Origin of the sequence: Acaryochloris marina MBIC11017, from assembly GCF_000018105.1 — a bacterium.
Lineage (GTDB): Bacteria > Cyanobacteriota > Cyanobacteriia > Thermosynechococcales > Thermosynechococcaceae > Acaryochloris > Acaryochloris marina.
In genome coordinates this window covers 829,499-843,455 of sequence record NC_009925.1, presented here as the reverse complement: position 1 = coordinate 843,455, position 13,957 = coordinate 829,499, and the positions used below count along the sequence as shown (strand labels likewise).

Genomic DNA, 13,957 nt, shown 5'->3' with positions numbered 1-13,957 from the left:
GTTTATGGCCAGAGGATTTGGTCGGCGCGAATTCCTAATCATGGGTTCCGTCGCTTCAGGGAGCGTGCTGCTCAAAGCCTGTACACCAGGTAGTCAAGAAGGTGGTAGCACTGATAGTGGTAGTGCTTCTGGTGACACCATCAAAGTAGGGATTCTCCACTCTTTAAGTGGAACCATGGCGATTAGTGAAAAAAGTGTGGTTGACGCTGAAAAACTAGCTATTAAGGAAATTAATGAAGCTGGTGGCGTCCTTGGGAAACAGATCGAGGCCATCGTTGAAGATGGCCAGTCTGATTGGGATAAGTTTTCGGAAAAAGCCAAGAAGCTGATTGAGCAAGACAAAGTTGTGACCGTCTTCGGATGTTGGACCTCTGCTAGTCGAAAAGCCGTCAAACCTGTCTTTGAATCCAAAGACCATATGCTTTGGTACCCCGTTCAGTATGAAGGCCAAGAGTGCTCTAAGAATATTTTCTACACAGGTGCAGCTCCGAACCAGCAAATTGAGCCTTCTGTCGATTGGCTGCTGGAGGAGTACAAGGATAAGCCATTCTTCTTGGTGGGCTCAGACTACGTCTTCCCTCGTACCGCTAATACCATCATTAAGGCCCAGCTAGAAGCGAAGGGCGGTAAGCATGTGGGTGAAGAATATATTCAGTTAGGTAGTACTGATGTCACCCCTGTGATTGCCAAAATTCAAGCGGCTTTACCGGAGGGTGGTGTCATTTACAACAGCCTAAATGGTGATACCAACGTTGCCTTCTTTAAGCAACTCCAAGGGAAGGGCTTAGGCCCCGATAAATACCCCTCCATGTCCGTGAGTATTGCGGAAGAAGAGGTGAAGGCTATCGGCGTTGAGTATCTCAAAGATCATTATGCAGCTTGGAACTACTTCCAAACCGTTGATTCCCCTGAAAGCAAGAAGTTCGTCGAAGCCTTCAAAAAAGAATATGGTGAAGATCGGGTTGTGAACGATCCCATGGAAGCGTCTTACATCATGGTCTATCTGTGGAAGCAGGCTGTTGAACAGGCAGGCACTGCTGATGACCTAGAAAAAGTAAGAGCTGCTGCCATTGGTCAGGAATTTGCAGCACCAAATGGTCCGGTTAAGGTTGCGGGCAATCACCATATTTCCAAGACTGTGAGAATTGGCAAGATTGGAGAGGATGGTCTCTTTGAAATTGTTAATTCCACCGATGGTCCTGTGGAACCGATTGCCTGGAACCAGTTTGTGAAAGATACCAAGGGATATGCCTGTGATTGGTCTGATCCCAATAAAGGCGAGAAATACAAGATCTAAACCTCGCCTAACGTTATCAACAACCCTGTCACCATAAGGAGATGCTTTGCTCACTTCGTTATTGGACGGTTTGTTTGATGGCATCAGCATAGGCTCAGTGTTGCTGTTAGCAGCATTGGGCCTTGCCATTGTTTTTGGCCTAATGGGTGTGATCAACATGGCCCATGGGGAGTTGATGATGATTGGTGCCTATACAACCTTCGTGGTCCAGAATGCCTTTAAATCCTTCGGTCAACCCTGGTTCGGTGCCTACATTTTTGTGGCATTGATCTGCGCTTTTTTCGTCACCGCGTTGTTGGGGCTCATTCTTGAAAAAGGAGTGATTCGCCATCTCTATGGCAGGCCCCTAGAGACACTCCTAGCGACCTGGGGCGTCAGCTTAATTCTGCGACAGTTTGTGCGGAGTGTGAGCTGGGTGATGGTGCTAGGGATAGGTGTGTTTTGCATCCTTTACTTTGGGGCAATGACCCTTATTTCCCGAATGCCAAATGTTGAGAAAATTAAGGGTTGGGCACGGACTGTTTTAATCCCTCTTTCTGCGGGGATCGCCTGGACAGCCGGTAGCATGTTGGGACAAACCTATCAGCTAGCAGCCACCAAACCTTGGTTTGGTGCCCAAAATGTCGATGTCACTGCGCCAGGTTGGCTACGAAAGGGGATCAAGCTAGGCACCTATCAATTGCCTTATGTTCGCCTGTTTATCCTGGTGTTGACGATTGTTTGCATCATTGGCATGTATATGTTTTTACAACGCTCGGCTTGGGGATTGCGGATTCGAGCAGTGACCCAAAATCGGAGTATGAGCGCTTGTTTAGGCATTCCCACCAAGCGAGTGGACGCCCTCACTTTTGCATTGGGGTCAGGCTTAGCAGGGGTTGCGGGCTGTGCCGTGAGTTTATTAGGCTCCGTTGGCCCTAATACCGGTCAGAATTATATTGTGGACACCTTTATGGTTGTCGTTGTTGGAGGGGTAGGCAAGCTGGTCGGCAGCATTGTCGCGGCAATGGCGATTGGCATCGCCAATTATATGATTGGTGCTAATGCCCTCAGTCCGCTAGTAGCCTGGTTTCCTCAGCTGGCTAGTGTTTTTGAGTTCTTCGCCAACGCTAGTATGGCGAAAGTGCTGGTCTTTGCACTGATTGTCACGTTCTTGCAATTCCGACCTGCTGGCATATTCCCTCAAAAAGGACGCATGGTAGATGCTTAAAAGCAGCATATGATTACAGATTCTTCTCCCGTCAAGTCCTCATTTGCCATGCGCCGACGCTCTTTATTGATCGAAGGGGTGATCGTGGTTGCGATCGCGCTCTTTATCCAATTTGGTGCGCCCCTACTACTCACCGCCATCGGCCAGGAATTCCGCATCAATATGCTGGGCCGCTTTATGTCCTTAGCGATTGTGGCTTTGGGTATTGATCTGATCTGGGGCTACACTGGCATGCTTAGCCTCGGCCACGGTATCTTTTTCTCCTTAGGAGGATATGCCCTAGGCATGTTTCTACAGCTCCAACTCCCGGAAGGTCAGCTCCCAGAGTTTTTTACCTTATTTGGGGTAGACAAGCTCCCCGGGTTTTGGCAACCCTTTCACTCCCTACCCTTTACCCTGGCAGCCATTGTGTTGATTCCGGCTTCAATTGCTGCCCTACTCGGCTACTTAGTGTTTCGCAATCGCATTCGAGGAGTGTACTTCTCGATCCTGACCCAAGCGTCTCTGATTGTGTTCTTTAACTTTTTCAATAGCCAACAGAAGCTGATTAACGGCACGAATGGCCTTAAAACTGATACTACGAAAATATTTGGAGTCTATGCAGGATCAGACCAAGCCCAGTCTGTTTTCTACACCCTCACCGTTATTTTCTTAGTCTTGGCCTACTTACTCTGTCGATGGTTGACCAGTGGTCGGCTGGGCCGATTATTGATTGCGATTCGGGATGACGAAAGTCGGGTGAGATTTTCAGGTTACGATCCAACGGGTTTCAAGGTTCTGGTCTTTGCCGTATCAGCAGGACTTGCCGGAATTGCTGGCGCACTCTATACCGTCCAATCAGGGATTATCTCTCCCAAGACGATGGATATCGCCTTTTCCATTGAGATGGTCATTTGGGTTGCCGTTGGGGGTAGAGCCAGTTTAGTCGGTGCCATTTTTGGGGCATTGGCCGTTAATTTTGCCAAAAGTCTTTTGAGTGAGCAGTTCCCCGAAATTTGGCTGTTTTTCCAGGGGGCTTTGTTCTTGGTGGTTGTTACCGTCCTCCCCGGTGGATTTGTCGGTTGGCTGCGCAACGAAGGACAGGAACTGCTCCGCTCTGTACTGGGTCGACCGCGGCGAATCATGACCTACCCTAGTTTGGCTGAAGATCCGGAAGTAGACTATGAGCGACAAAATCTTAGAAATTGAAAATTTAACCGTCAGTTTTGAAGGGTTTAAAGCCCTGAACCAGCTCAACTTCAGCATGGACACCGGAGAGCTGCGGGTCATTATTGGTCCCAATGGCGCTGGCAAAACCACCTTTCTGGATGTGATTACGGGTAAGGTTCAACCCACGACCGGGAGAGCACTATTCAAAGGTAAAAATCTTCGTTCCAGATCCGAACACAACATCTCTCGATTGGGGATTGGTCGTAAGTTTCAAACGCCGCGGGTCTATCTACAACTTACCCCCCGCGAAAATTTAGATTTATCCTGCAATCGCCATAAAAATGTCTTGGCGACTTTGATGGGACGCCCTTCTGGAACAGAACGTCGCACCGTCGCTGGTTTACTTGAAACCATCGGACTGACAACCAAAGCGGATATTCCGGCTGCACTCCTGTCCCATGGTGAAAAACAACGGCTAGAAATTGGCATGCTTGTGGCCCAATCCCCGGATTTGCTGTTAGTGGATGAACCCGTTGCCGGTTTAACGGATGAGGAAACAGAAAATGTGGGCAGTTTATTGATCACCCTGGCTGAAAGTCATTCGATCATTGTGATCGAGCATGACATGGAATTTGTCCGCCAGATTGCCCGACAAGTCACGGTATTGCATCAAGGTTCTGTCTTATGTGAAGGCACCATGGATGAAGTGCAGAATAATCCCCAAGTGATAGAAGTTTATTTGGGACAGCCGGAGGAAGACGATGGTTAATCAAATGGACTCGTCCCCAAATCGAACCCCCCAGCCTCTCCTAGATATTTCGAACCTCAATGTCTACTACGGCGAAAGCCATATTCTTCGCAATGTGGATATGAGTGTAGGCCCGGGCAAAATGGTCTGCCTGATTGGTCGCAATGGCGTTGGTAAAACGACCTTGCTCAAAACGGTTTTAGGTTTACTGTCTCCCCGAACAGGCAATATTGCGTTGGATGGTCTCCCGTTACTCAATAAAACCCCCGATCAACGAGCACGATTAGGGATTGGGTATGTTCCCCAAGGCCGAGAAATTATTCCTAGCCTGACGGTGCAAGAAAATCTAATTTTGGGGTTAGAAGCCCGACCTCAAGGTCGCAAAAACAGCTCAGCCATCCCTGATCAAGTGTTGCAACTTTTTCCAGTCTTAGCCAGTATGCTGGGGCGGATGGGAGGAGACCTGAGTGGTGGTCAGCAGCAACAGTTAGCCATTGCTAGAGCATTAGTTGGCGAGCCACGTCTATTGGTTTTAGATGAACCGACGGAAGGCATTCAGCCGTCGATTATCCTTGAAATTGAAGCTGCTGTGCGTCGAATTGTTGAAACCACAGGTGTCTCTGTGCTTTTGGTTGAACAACATCTCCATTTTGTCCGTCAGGCGGATTGGTATTACGCTATGCAAAAGGGGGGGATTGTTGCATCTGGGGCAACTGATGAGCTGAGTAATCAAGTGATTCAAGAGTTTTTAGCTGTTTGATCCCCTTGTGCCTAGACTAGGCCGTACTGTTTGAGACAAATGCTATCTTACCCATAAACATGATTTTAGGGAGATAAGCGAATAAAACGCTAGAATTGCAATCCGAGACCAAATGATAAGCACTTTACGCTGTCATATGGTTCTATACGTCCGGATATAGTGATGAGCAAATTCAAAGTATACGGCGATATCTATTCTGGTAACTGCTATAAGGTCAAGCTACTTTTGTCTCTACTAGAGATAGAGCATGACTGGATTCATATTGATATCCTGAAAGGCGAAAGCCGGACCAATGATTTTTTAGAACGGAATCCCAATGGTCGTGTGCCTGTATTGGGGCTTCCAGACGGGCGATGGTTGTTTGAATCGAATGCGATTCTCCATTACTTAGCTAAAGACTCATCTTTTTTGCCAGCAGAGCCCTTTGCCCAGGCCCAAGTGTTGCAGTGGCAGTTTTTTGAGCAATATAGTCACGAGCCTTATATTGCGACATCTCGTTATATCATTCGCTATTTAGGGTCTCCCCCGGATCGGCAGGCTGATTTGGAGGCTCGGAGAGTCTGGGGATATGCCGCGTTGGACGTTATGGAGAGTCATTTAGAGAAACAAGATTTTTTTGTGAACACTCAATATTCTATTGCCGATATCTCCTTATATGCCTATACCCATGTGGCTTCAGAAGGAGGGTTCTCCCTTAAGCCTTATACGAATGTTCGCAAATGGTTACGGCGTGTTTCCCAACATCCTAAACATGTGACGATGGATCAGTTTGCACCTTAGATTAGAAGCCCAGGGTATTCCAGGTTGACTATCAGCTAGTGTTCAAAGTCGCTGAGGAACATCGCTATTGACTAAGATGCGAGGAAGCCGATGCTTGAACCCGCAGACAATCTCGTAAGAAATGGTACCCAGAGCGTCTGCCCAGGTTTCTGCTGAGATTGAAGCCTTACCATCCTGGCCTAAGATGGTGACCACTTCTCCCACCTGCAAGTTGGGAACATCGCTGACATCCACCATCAGTTGGTCCATGGTAATAGCACCGATTTGAGGGGCCAACCGTCCTCGAATAATCACATTCATCTGGTTAGACAAGGACCGGGGGACCCCATCTGCATAGCCGATGCCAACGACTGCGACAGTGAGGGGCTGCTCAGTCGTGAAGGTATGGTTATAGCTCACCCCCGATCCTGCGGGTAGGGTTTTGATTTGGGTGATTCGAGCCTTCACTTGCATTACTGGCTGCAGGGCAATTGCTTGCTGGAAGTGGGGAGCCGGATAAAGTCCGTAAAGTGCTAGCCCCACTCGAACTAAGTCGTAATGAAATTGAGGGCCGACTAAGGTTCCGGCTGAGTTGGCTAGGTGCAGTTTAGGTAAAGGGATATCTTGAGCTTGGATGCGGCTTAAAACATCCTGCAACCGACTTTGCTGCTGCAGCATAAAGCTAGAGTCTGCATCATCGGCCGTGGCGAGATGGGAATAGATACTGGCAATTTTAAGGTTCGGTAGGCGGGAGACAAATTCAATGAAGGTGGCTCCCTGCTGCCAAATGGGCCCCAATCGAGACATGCCCGTATCCACTTTGAGGTGAATGGGTAATGGATGTTGTAAATGGCGAGAAAAGATGAGGGCTTGTTCTGGACTACAGAGGGTAGGCTGCAGTTGCCAGCGAACAATCGCCTCAATTTCTTGAACAGTATGGGTGGCCCCGAGGATTAATATCGGCGCATTGATATCGGCTTGGCGGAGTTCAATCCCTTCCAGGATGGTGGCAACCCCCAGCCAAGTCGCTCCATTCGCCAAGGCGGTTTGGGCAACCGTAACGGCACCATGGCCATAGCCATCGGCTTTGACCACAGCCATAAGTGCGGTTTGGGGCAACAATTGTTGCTTGATTTGGCGAACATTGTTTTCGAGCGCTTTAAGATCGATATTGACCCAAGCGCGTTCACAAGCCAATGTCCCAGGGGATGCATGCTTTACCATTCCTGAATCCGGCACACTGTTCGAATCTTAGCCTGCAGAGGAGGCAGCTTGATAGTCCTTGAGGTATTGTTGATAACCGACCGTCGCTAATTGTTCCTGTTTGTCTTGAACCATTTCTGAGAGGGAGCGACGATAGGCAATGACCTGCTCTTGGAGTTCTGGGCGCTGAGCAGCCAATATTTGAATGGCCAAGAGACCCGCATTTTTGGCATTGCCAATGGCAACGGTGGCCACGGGAATGCCCCCCGGCATTTGGACAATGGAGTATAGGGAATCCAATCCTTTTAAGTGGCGACTGGCCACGGGGACACCAATCACGGGTAATGGAGATAGGGCTGCCACCATCCCCGGTAGATGAGCCGCTCCTCCGGCACCGGCAATGATCACTTTTATGCCCTGTTGGTGGGCCTGTTGGGCAAATTCCACCATCCGTTGAGGGGTTCGATGGGCGGAAATGATTTCCACATGGGGCGTGACTTTGAAGTCTTCGCAGACTGCGATCGCAGCTTGCATCGTCGGTAAATCAGAATCACTGCCCATAATGATGGCAACTTCAGGATGGCTCAAGGGATCTTCTTTCCTTTGCAAAACAGGGACAACGTTAAAATGAGAAGACGAACAGCAAGTCTTGTTTTTTAATTAAAAACCTCACGTTTGATCTGGATTTGTCTAAAATTTGATCACTTCTGGCAAACGGCATGTTTCTTGATCATCAGCCTTCCAGACAACCTGCAACATTGAGAAATTCTAATTCTTTTTGAGGACGCTTCGATGAATCCGTTACAAGGGTACCGTTTTTCCTGCACCCTCACCTTTGGCGACATCTATGCCCAGGTGATTATTTGGTTGATTGTGATTTTCATTGCGTTAGCTTCCTCCGTTGCCCTATACCAGAACCCCATGTATGCCTTTTTAACCGGGGGATTAATTTTGGTCTTGTCATTACCTTTTCTGCTGTTTGCCTTTGTGACGACCCTGCTGAATCACATTGAACTGACGCCCGTAGAGCCAAAAGAAGAGGTCTCAGCTAGCTAGTGTCAAGGCCATGAGCACTTTACCCATCCGGCTAGAGAATGCTCGGATCATCGGCTACTCAAAATTGCAGGAAGTAGGTATCCAAGATGGGGTGATTCAGACGATTCAACCCATGGATGCTTTGTCCCTAACGCCCGCCCCGCAAGCAATTGATTTAGCAGGCGATTGGCTGTCCCTAGGAGGCATTGATTTGCAGATCAATGGCGCGTTAGGCCAAGCCTTTCCCGATTTGACACATACTGACCAAGCAAAACTACAGGAGATTTGCCAGTTTTTGTGGCAGCAGGGTGTTGACGGTTTCTTGCCAACGTTGGTGACGACGTCCATTGAAAAGTTTCAGCAAGCCTTGGCTACCCTGTCTACTCAGCGTTCACAAAATGGTAAAGGCCAAGCACAAATTTTAGGTGCCCATTTGGAAGGCCCCTGTTTGAATGCCACTAAACGAGGTGCCCATCCCCAGGAATATCTGCAGCCTTTGAGTATTGAAACCCTACAAGCGGTCATGGGGCCCTACATAGATAGGGTTCGGGTCATCACCTTAGCGCCAGAGTTAGAGCCATCTGGGGAAGCGGTCGCCTGGTTGCGTTCCCACAATATTATCGTTAGTCTCGGCCATTCCCAGGCCACGGCAGCAGAAGCAGAGGCGGCCTTTGAGCAGGGTGCTTCTATGGTGACCCATGCCTTTAATGCCATGCCGAGCTTGAACCATCGTCAACCCGGACTATTGGCAGCAGCATTGATGCACCACCAAGTTTGGTGTGGTTTTATTGCCGATGGTCAGCATGTTGACCCATTGATGCTCAAGCTAATGCTTCAGGCTAGCCCTGAGAAGGGCCTATTTCTCGTGAGTGATGCCCTCGCCCCCCTCGGGTTACCGGATGGCGTTTACCCTTGGGACTCTCGCCAGATTGAAGTAGTGGCAGGGACTGCTCGGCTCCCTGATGGCACTTTGTCCGGAACCACCTTGTCCCTATTGGCTGGGGTGCAGAATCTAGTCCGCTGGAACCTTTGTTCTGTGGAGCGTGCCATTGCCTTAGGGACAGAAGCGCCGCGACGGGCTTTAGGGCTACCCGGTCTGGGTCCAGAACAACCGGCTTGCTGTTTGCTGCGTTGGCGTCACCATCCTCAGACCCAAACCCTGAAGTGGCAGCGCCTGTTTCCCTCTGAAGATGCTTAATGCCTTATGGAAAATCCCTTGTTGCTGATGATTCCGGGTCCCACTCCAGTGCCTGAACCCGTATTGTTTGCTTCGGCTAGACAGCCCATCAGCCATCGTAGCCAGGATTTTCGGGATTTGATGGCTGATATTACGGTCCATTTAAAATGGCTTCACCAAACCCAAAATGAGGTGTTGATACTAGCCAGCAGCGGTACCGGAGCCATGGAGGCTGGCATCATTAATTTTCTGAGCCCAGGTGATCGGGTATTGGTGGGATGCAATGGTAAGTTTGGCGATCGCTGGACGCTGGTTTGTGAACAATTTGGCCTGATAACTGAACGGATTACGGCCCCTTGGGGAAAGGCTTTGGATCCAAAACGGTTTCGGCAGCATTTAGAGGCGGATCTGGATAAGCAAATCAAAGCAGTGATTGTCACCCACAGCGAGACCTCCACCGGGGTTCTGAACGATCTTGAAACCATTAGCCGTCATATCAAAGCCCATGGTCAAGCTCTTAGCATTATCGATGCAGTCACCAGTTTGGGAATTTGTCCCGTTCCCGTCGACGAATGGGGTCTGGATGTGGTGGTCTCTGCATCCCAAAAAGGGTATCGAATGCCGCCGGGACTGGGGTTTGTTTGCGTCAGCCCTAAAGCGTGGCAGGCTTATGAAACGGCTCGGTTCCCTCGGTTTTATTTTGACCTAGGGAAATGCCGCACGGATGCAGCGACGAATACGACCCCGTTTACCCCACCGGTCAATTTATTCTTTGCTTTGCAGATGAGTTTAACCCTGATGAAGGCAGAAGGGCTTTCCGCTATGTTTGCCCATCAGCAGCGGTTGATGCAGGCAACCCGAGCCGCTCTGCACGCCCTGGACCTGCCTTTATTTGTACCGGATCATTATGTAGCTAGCCCCGCTGTTACTGCCATTGCCCCTGATCAGGTGGCGCCAGAAACCCTTCGATTCAAACTACAGCAGCAATACGGGGTGGTGATTGCTGCAGGGCAAGATCATATGCGAGGTAAGCTTGTCCGCATCGGCCACTTGGGTTATGTTTGCGATCGCAGTATCGTTACTACCATTGCCGCTATAGAAGCAGCCTTAAAAGATTTAGACTATCCATTTCAGGTTGGGGCAGGTGTGGAGGCTGCTCACCGCATCTTCAAAGGGAGTTAGGATTTGCCTAACCCTATGTTTCAAATCCCTTAAATTTGCAAATTATGTTGTTTCCAGCCAGTCATAAATTTGATTGAGTTGATCCAAAGTAATCAAACCATATTGCCAGAGCACAATCGGCAACGGTCCTGGATCTTGCTCAAGGTGGCGAAGGGCGAGACCAATAGAGTCGCTCGGCAATGCTAGCTCTTCCTGCAGAAAAGTCAGCAATCGCTTCTGCGATGCTGATTTCAAGCCAGAAAAATCTTTTGTAAACCGAGATACTGCCATTGTTACTAACTAAGAAACCGAGTTTTACCTATGAGAGGAGAGTATTAAAGCGTATTAAAAAGAATCCTACGGACTTAAACCAAAAAGGTGATAGTAGAGATAGTTTTTGACCTATTTCACTACCAAGAACCTTCTAGGACTCTTAACCAAATCGTGGTGTAACTAAAATCAACTGACATTAATTGAATTACAACCAAAAAAGAGCTTTGCCTATGCGATATCATCGCAAAAGCCTCTAAAGAAAGAAGCTATTGGAATGGTTGATATGAGGCTCTAAGAGCAAACCAGATAACTTGCGCTGCACTAGCTAAACATTGCAGAAAAAATTGCGAAAAGCCGATCAAACGCAACACAAAAAAACTTTCAATCGACAATTAGGCTTCCCCCGGACCCTAGGAAAAGAATTACTGCAAACTACCAATCAGTAGTTGAAATTTCAGTAAGTATTTCCAGTCGTATTGGGATAAGAGTGTAACACAATCTTTAAAGATTGATCCAACTTCAATATTTATTTTTATAAAGTTCCTAGAAACTTAAAGATGTAGGTCAGATGGCTAAGTAAATACACTTAAAGGGTAGGCTTGGTAAACCTGTCCCACTAAGGGTTATAGAAGTATGGTTTAGCTCAATAAATCTGAGGCTTAGAAAGGGTCTTAGAAAAAATCAATGGGTGATGAGCATCCGGAATCCGACGATGGAATTGTCTAGTTAATGTCATCTGTGGGGCAAAATAAGTTCATAATTTTGTGTAAGCTTAACCGGTAAAGGCGATTTCTTTTCGCCTCACACTGCTTATCCAACTCCAATGATGATTCGTGTAGAGGCTGCAAATTGATGAGTGGTAAGTTGGCGACCCGGCTACGAGAAGGGACGAAACAATCTCATTCTTTGGCAGAAAATGCGGATTTCATCCAATGTTTTCTCAAAGGAGTGGTTGAGAAAACGTCTTATCGCCAACTATTGGGAAATTTTTACTTTGTCTATACTGCCCTAGAAGAGCAGCTGACTCAGCATCAAAATCATCCACTTTTAAGTCAACTTTATTTTCCAGAGCTATATCGCCAGCAGAGTTTAGCGACAGATCTCAGTTATTATTGGGGACCTCAGTGGCAAACGGCAATTACCCCTTCCGATGCCACCCAGCGTTATGTTGACAGAATTAATGATATTGCGATCGCAGATCCAATCCTGCTAGTTGCCCATAGCTATACACGGTATCTTGGAGACCTTTCCGGAGGACAACTGCTCAAGAAGCTTGCCCAAAGAGGTATGAGTTTACCTCAAGGCCAAGGCATCGCTTTTTATGAATTTGACGATATCCAGACCCCCAAAACCTTCAAGGCCACCTATCGACAGTCTTTGGATAGCTTGCATCTAGATGAAGCCACCATCACCCGCATTGTTGATGAAGCTAACCTGGCTTTTAAGCTCAATATGGAATTGTTCAAAGAAGTAGAAGGTAACTTGATTCAAGCCATTGGTCAGATGATCTTTAGTCATCTGACCCGCTCTCGTAGAAATCGGCAGACTCCGTGGTCTACAGAGTTGGGAGACCCCACTGCACTGCAGCCCCAGGATTAACTGCGTCCCTCAGGGTTTGATTAAGCTGATCGATGGAAGCGATCAAGCGCTCGTTTGCCTCAAGAACAGGATCTGGCGTCATTCCTTCTGCCATTTCTTGCTTGCGCTGCATCTTCTTCCGGGTTTGTTCAAAGGACCGGATCAACAGCAAAGATAACAAAGGCAATCACGATAAAGTTCAGCACTGTGGCGAGAAATGAACCCTATTTTATGCCGTTCATCGACAACTTAGATAACTCATCTACCCCGCTTTTTTTCATGGCAGGATTTAACAGATCTGGGGTAATCATATCCTTAAACTTAAAGAACCGATAATCTTGCCAAAGGCTCCATCAATAACGACGACAACCGCTAGGTCTACGACAGTCCCTTGCATAAGGAAGTCGCCAAAGTTCTTGAGGAATCCACCCGCTTTTGCTCTCTATCTACCTGTCATATTTATTAGTATCCCCTTTATGTAGGGGATGACTCTAAACAGTTTTACTTAAGACTGCAATATTCTTTTAGCAGATTTTTTGTCTTCTGCCCTTAATCTTGTCTGATTTAGCTAAACAGTCAAATCGTCAGCTTTGTGTTGAGTTTATTTCCTGGGCCAGGAGCCAGGTACAATCTGGAAGTTTAGGTTAGATCTAAGAACAGTACCTTGTTCAACTCAAGGGAGTATATGACACCAGACCCTGGGGCCTTTAACCACATTTCCGTCTTAAGCCATGAACTGATGGCAGGACTGATGCTGCAGGAGCAGGGCTTATATTTGGATGCCACCGTAGGCGGAGGCGGCCATAGTGCCTTGATCTTGTCCCAATATCCCCAGACTCAGGTGATCGCCCTTGATCAAGATATTCAGGCTTTAGAGGCCGCTCGAGCTAAGTTGCATGATGCTTGCGATCGCATCCAGTTTTGGCAAGGAAATTTCTCCACCTATCACCCCGGTGAACTTCGGTTTGACGGCATTATCGCGGATTTAGGAGTGAGTTCAGCCCAACTGGATCGACCTGAGCGGGGTTTTAGTTTCCGCTACGACGCAGATCTAGATATGCGCATGGATCAGAGTCAAGGGTTGACCGCTGCCGATGTCATCAACACCTATTCAGAACGGGATTTAGCCGACATCTTCTATCACTATGGTGAAGAACGGTTTTCTCGACGCATTGCCCGCAAAATTGTCTCCAAACGTCCCCTGCGTACAACCTCTGATTTAGCCCGGGTGGTGGCGTCTTCCCTGCCTGCTGCCAAAGGGCGTCGCCGCCGAATTCATCCAGCAACCCGAGTCTTTCAAGCCCTGCGAATTGCCGTTAATCAGGAATTGCAGGTCCTTGAAAAATTTATTGAGATTGCGCCTACCTGGCTCAAACCAGGGGGCAGAATTGGCATCATTAGTTTTCATAGTCTGGAAGATCGAATTGTTAAAATTCACTTCCGTCAGAATTCTCTACTGCAGGTGGTCACCAAAAAACCGATTGTTGCCTCTGAACAAGAGAAAAGAGAAAACAGCCGCTCTCGCTCCGCTAAGCTACGGTTTGCTGAACGGGTTCCTTTGGCAGATGAAGCTGAATCGTAACGGATATAATGACGCCTGGTTTTGCAAC

At 48.1% G+C, this 13,957-nt stretch carries 16 protein-coding genes; 11 read left to right on the top strand and 5 right to left on the bottom strand.

Annotated features, from left to right (window positions below; translation table 11 throughout):
* Nucleotides 1-4 precede the first annotated feature (4 nt).
* The 6 genes from urtA to AM1_RS03815 all read left to right on the top strand — a co-directional run bounded on the left by urtA (nt 5) and on the right by AM1_RS03815 (nt 5,941).
* Nucleotides 5-1,297: an urea ABC transporter substrate-binding protein gene (gene urtA, locus AM1_RS03840; protein ID WP_012161483.1), complete on the top strand. Its 1,293-nt coding sequence runs from the start codon at nt 5-7 to the stop codon at nt 1,295-1,297.
* A gap of 46 nt (nt 1,298-1,343) precedes the next feature.
* Nucleotides 1,344-2,504 (top strand): ABC transporter permease subunit, encoded by a 1,161-nt coding sequence (locus AM1_RS03835; protein ID WP_012161482.1) that lies wholly within the window; start codon nt 1,344-1,346, stop codon nt 2,502-2,504.
* A gap of 9 nt (nt 2,505-2,513) precedes the next feature.
* On the top strand, nt 2,514-3,692 hold the full coding sequence (gene urtC / locus AM1_RS03830; protein WP_012161481.1) for an urea ABC transporter permease subunit UrtC: 1,179 nt from the start codon (nt 2,514-2,516) through the stop codon (nt 3,690-3,692).
* Entirely contained in the window at nt 3,667-4,422 is a 756-nt protein-coding gene (gene urtD / locus AM1_RS03825) for an urea ABC transporter ATP-binding protein UrtD (protein WP_012161480.1), read from the top strand. Before urtC ends, urtD begins: the two co-directional genes overlap by 26 nt.
* Entirely contained in the window at nt 4,415-5,161 is a 747-nt protein-coding gene (gene urtE / locus AM1_RS03820; RefSeq protein ID WP_012161479.1) for an urea ABC transporter ATP-binding subunit UrtE, read from the top strand. Before urtD ends, urtE begins: the two co-directional genes overlap by 8 nt.
* 162 nt (nt 5,162-5,323) lie before the next feature.
* Complete coding sequence (locus AM1_RS03815) at nt 5,324-5,941, top strand: glutathione S-transferase family protein (protein WP_012161478.1); 618 nt, start codon at nt 5,324-5,326, stop codon at nt 5,939-5,941.
* Between the two features lie 42 nt (nt 5,942-5,983).
* On the opposite strand, the gene alr is transcribed toward AM1_RS03815, so the two are convergent.
* Nucleotides 5,984-7,144, bottom strand: a complete 1,161-nt coding sequence (gene alr / locus AM1_RS03810; protein ID WP_012161477.1) for an alanine racemase — start codon at nt 7,142-7,144, stop codon at nt 5,984-5,986.
* 27 nt (nt 7,145-7,171) lie between these two features.
* Nucleotides 7,172-7,711, bottom strand: a complete 540-nt coding sequence (gene purE / locus AM1_RS03805) for a 5-(carboxyamino)imidazole ribonucleotide mutase (RefSeq protein WP_012161476.1) — start codon at nt 7,709-7,711, stop codon at nt 7,172-7,174.
* A 204-nt stretch (nt 7,712-7,915) separates the two neighbouring features.
* Here purE and AM1_RS03800 point away from each other — a divergent pair, with 204 nt between their 5' ends.
* Genes AM1_RS03800 through AM1_RS03790 form a run of 3 tightly spaced genes read left to right on the top strand, consistent with a single transcriptional unit; the run spans nt 7,916 to nt 10,517 of the window.
* Nucleotides 7,916-8,179 carry a hypothetical protein gene (locus tag AM1_RS03800; protein ID WP_010479670.1) on the top strand — a complete coding sequence of 88 codons (264 nt, stop codon included), beginning with the start codon at nt 7,916-7,918 and terminating at the stop codon, nt 8,177-8,179.
* A gap of 10 nt (nt 8,180-8,189) precedes the next feature.
* Nucleotides 8,190-9,356 carry an N-acetylglucosamine-6-phosphate deacetylase gene (nagA, locus tag AM1_RS03795; protein ID WP_012161475.1) on the top strand — a complete coding sequence of 389 codons (1,167 nt, stop codon included), beginning with the start codon at nt 8,190-8,192 and terminating at the stop codon, nt 9,354-9,356.
* A gap of 6 nt (nt 9,357-9,362) precedes the next feature.
* Nucleotides 9,363-10,517, top strand: coding sequence for a pyridoxal-phosphate-dependent aminotransferase family protein (locus AM1_RS03790; protein WP_012161474.1), 1,155 nt, complete (start codon nt 9,363-9,365; stop codon nt 10,515-10,517).
* A 42-nt stretch (nt 10,518-10,559) separates the two neighbouring features.
* Here AM1_RS03790 and AM1_RS03785 read toward each other — a convergent pair whose 3' ends face one another.
* Nucleotides 10,560-10,787: a DUF2949 domain-containing protein gene (locus tag AM1_RS03785; RefSeq protein WP_010479664.1), complete on the bottom strand. Its 228-nt coding sequence runs from the start codon at nt 10,785-10,787 to the stop codon at nt 10,560-10,562.
* Nucleotides 10,788-11,621: 834 nt separating this feature from the next.
* Between AM1_RS03785 and AM1_RS03780 the strand changes: the two genes are divergently transcribed.
* Nucleotides 11,622-12,368: a biliverdin-producing heme oxygenase gene (locus AM1_RS03780; RefSeq protein WP_012161473.1), complete on the top strand. Its 747-nt coding sequence runs from the start codon at nt 11,622-11,624 to the stop codon at nt 12,366-12,368.
* On the opposite strand, the gene AM1_RS43030 is transcribed toward AM1_RS03780, so the two are convergent.
* Nucleotides 12,325-12,528, bottom strand: a complete 204-nt coding sequence (locus AM1_RS43030; RefSeq protein ID WP_012161472.1) for a hypothetical protein — start codon at nt 12,526-12,528, stop codon at nt 12,325-12,327. The genes AM1_RS03780 and AM1_RS43030 overlap by 44 nt on opposite strands.
* Nucleotides 12,529-12,654: 126 nt before the next feature.
* Entirely contained in the window at nt 12,655-12,744 is a 90-nt protein-coding gene (locus tag AM1_RS43025) for an MscL family protein (RefSeq protein WP_238549160.1), read from the bottom strand.
* A gap of 288 nt (nt 12,745-13,032) precedes the next feature.
* Here AM1_RS43025 and rsmH point away from each other — a divergent pair, with 288 nt between their 5' ends.
* Nucleotides 13,033-13,929 (top strand): 16S rRNA (cytosine(1402)-N(4))-methyltransferase RsmH, encoded by an 897-nt coding sequence (rsmH, locus tag AM1_RS03775; RefSeq protein ID WP_012161471.1) that lies wholly within the window; start codon nt 13,033-13,035, stop codon nt 13,927-13,929.
* The last annotated feature ends 28 nt before the right edge of the window (nt 13,930-13,957 follow it).

Bases quoted from the DNA above. Each gene is read 5' to 3' on its own strand.
- urtA (WP_012161483.1), top strand. From the start codon at position 5: ATGGCCAGAGGATTTGGTCGGCGCGAATTCCTAATCATGGGTTCCGTC.
- urtC (WP_012161481.1), top strand. From the start codon at position 2,514: ATGATTACAGATTCTTCTCCCGTCAAGTCCTCATTTGCCATGCGCCGA.
- urtD (WP_012161480.1), top strand. From the start codon at position 3,667: ATGAGCGACAAAATCTTAGAAATTGAAAATTTAACCGTCAGTTTTGAA.
- urtE (WP_012161479.1), top strand. From the start codon at position 4,415: ATGGTTAATCAAATGGACTCGTCCCCAAATCGAACCCCCCAGCCTCTC.
- AM1_RS03815 (WP_012161478.1), top strand. From the start codon at position 5,324: ATGAGCAAATTCAAAGTATACGGCGATATCTATTCTGGTAACTGCTAT.
- alr (WP_012161477.1), bottom strand. From the start codon at position 7,144: ATGGTAAAGCATGCATCCCCTGGGACATTGGCTTGTGAACGCGCTTGG.
- AM1_RS03800 (WP_010479670.1), top strand. From the start codon at position 7,916: ATGAATCCGTTACAAGGGTACCGTTTTTCCTGCACCCTCACCTTTGGC.
- nagA (WP_012161475.1), top strand. From the start codon at position 8,190: ATGAGCACTTTACCCATCCGGCTAGAGAATGCTCGGATCATCGGCTAC.
- AM1_RS03790 (WP_012161474.1), top strand. From the start codon at position 9,363: ATGGAAAATCCCTTGTTGCTGATGATTCCGGGTCCCACTCCAGTGCCT.
- AM1_RS03785 (WP_010479664.1), bottom strand. From the start codon at position 10,787: ATGGCAGTATCTCGGTTTACAAAAGATTTTTCTGGCTTGAAATCAGCA.
- AM1_RS03780 (WP_012161473.1), top strand. From the start codon at position 11,622: ATGAGTGGTAAGTTGGCGACCCGGCTACGAGAAGGGACGAAACAATCT.
- AM1_RS43025 (WP_238549160.1), bottom strand. From the start codon at position 12,744: ATGCAAGGGACTGTCGTAGACCTAGCGGTTGTCGTCGTTATTGATGGA.
- rsmH (WP_012161471.1), top strand. From the start codon at position 13,033: ATGACACCAGACCCTGGGGCCTTTAACCACATTTCCGTCTTAAGCCAT.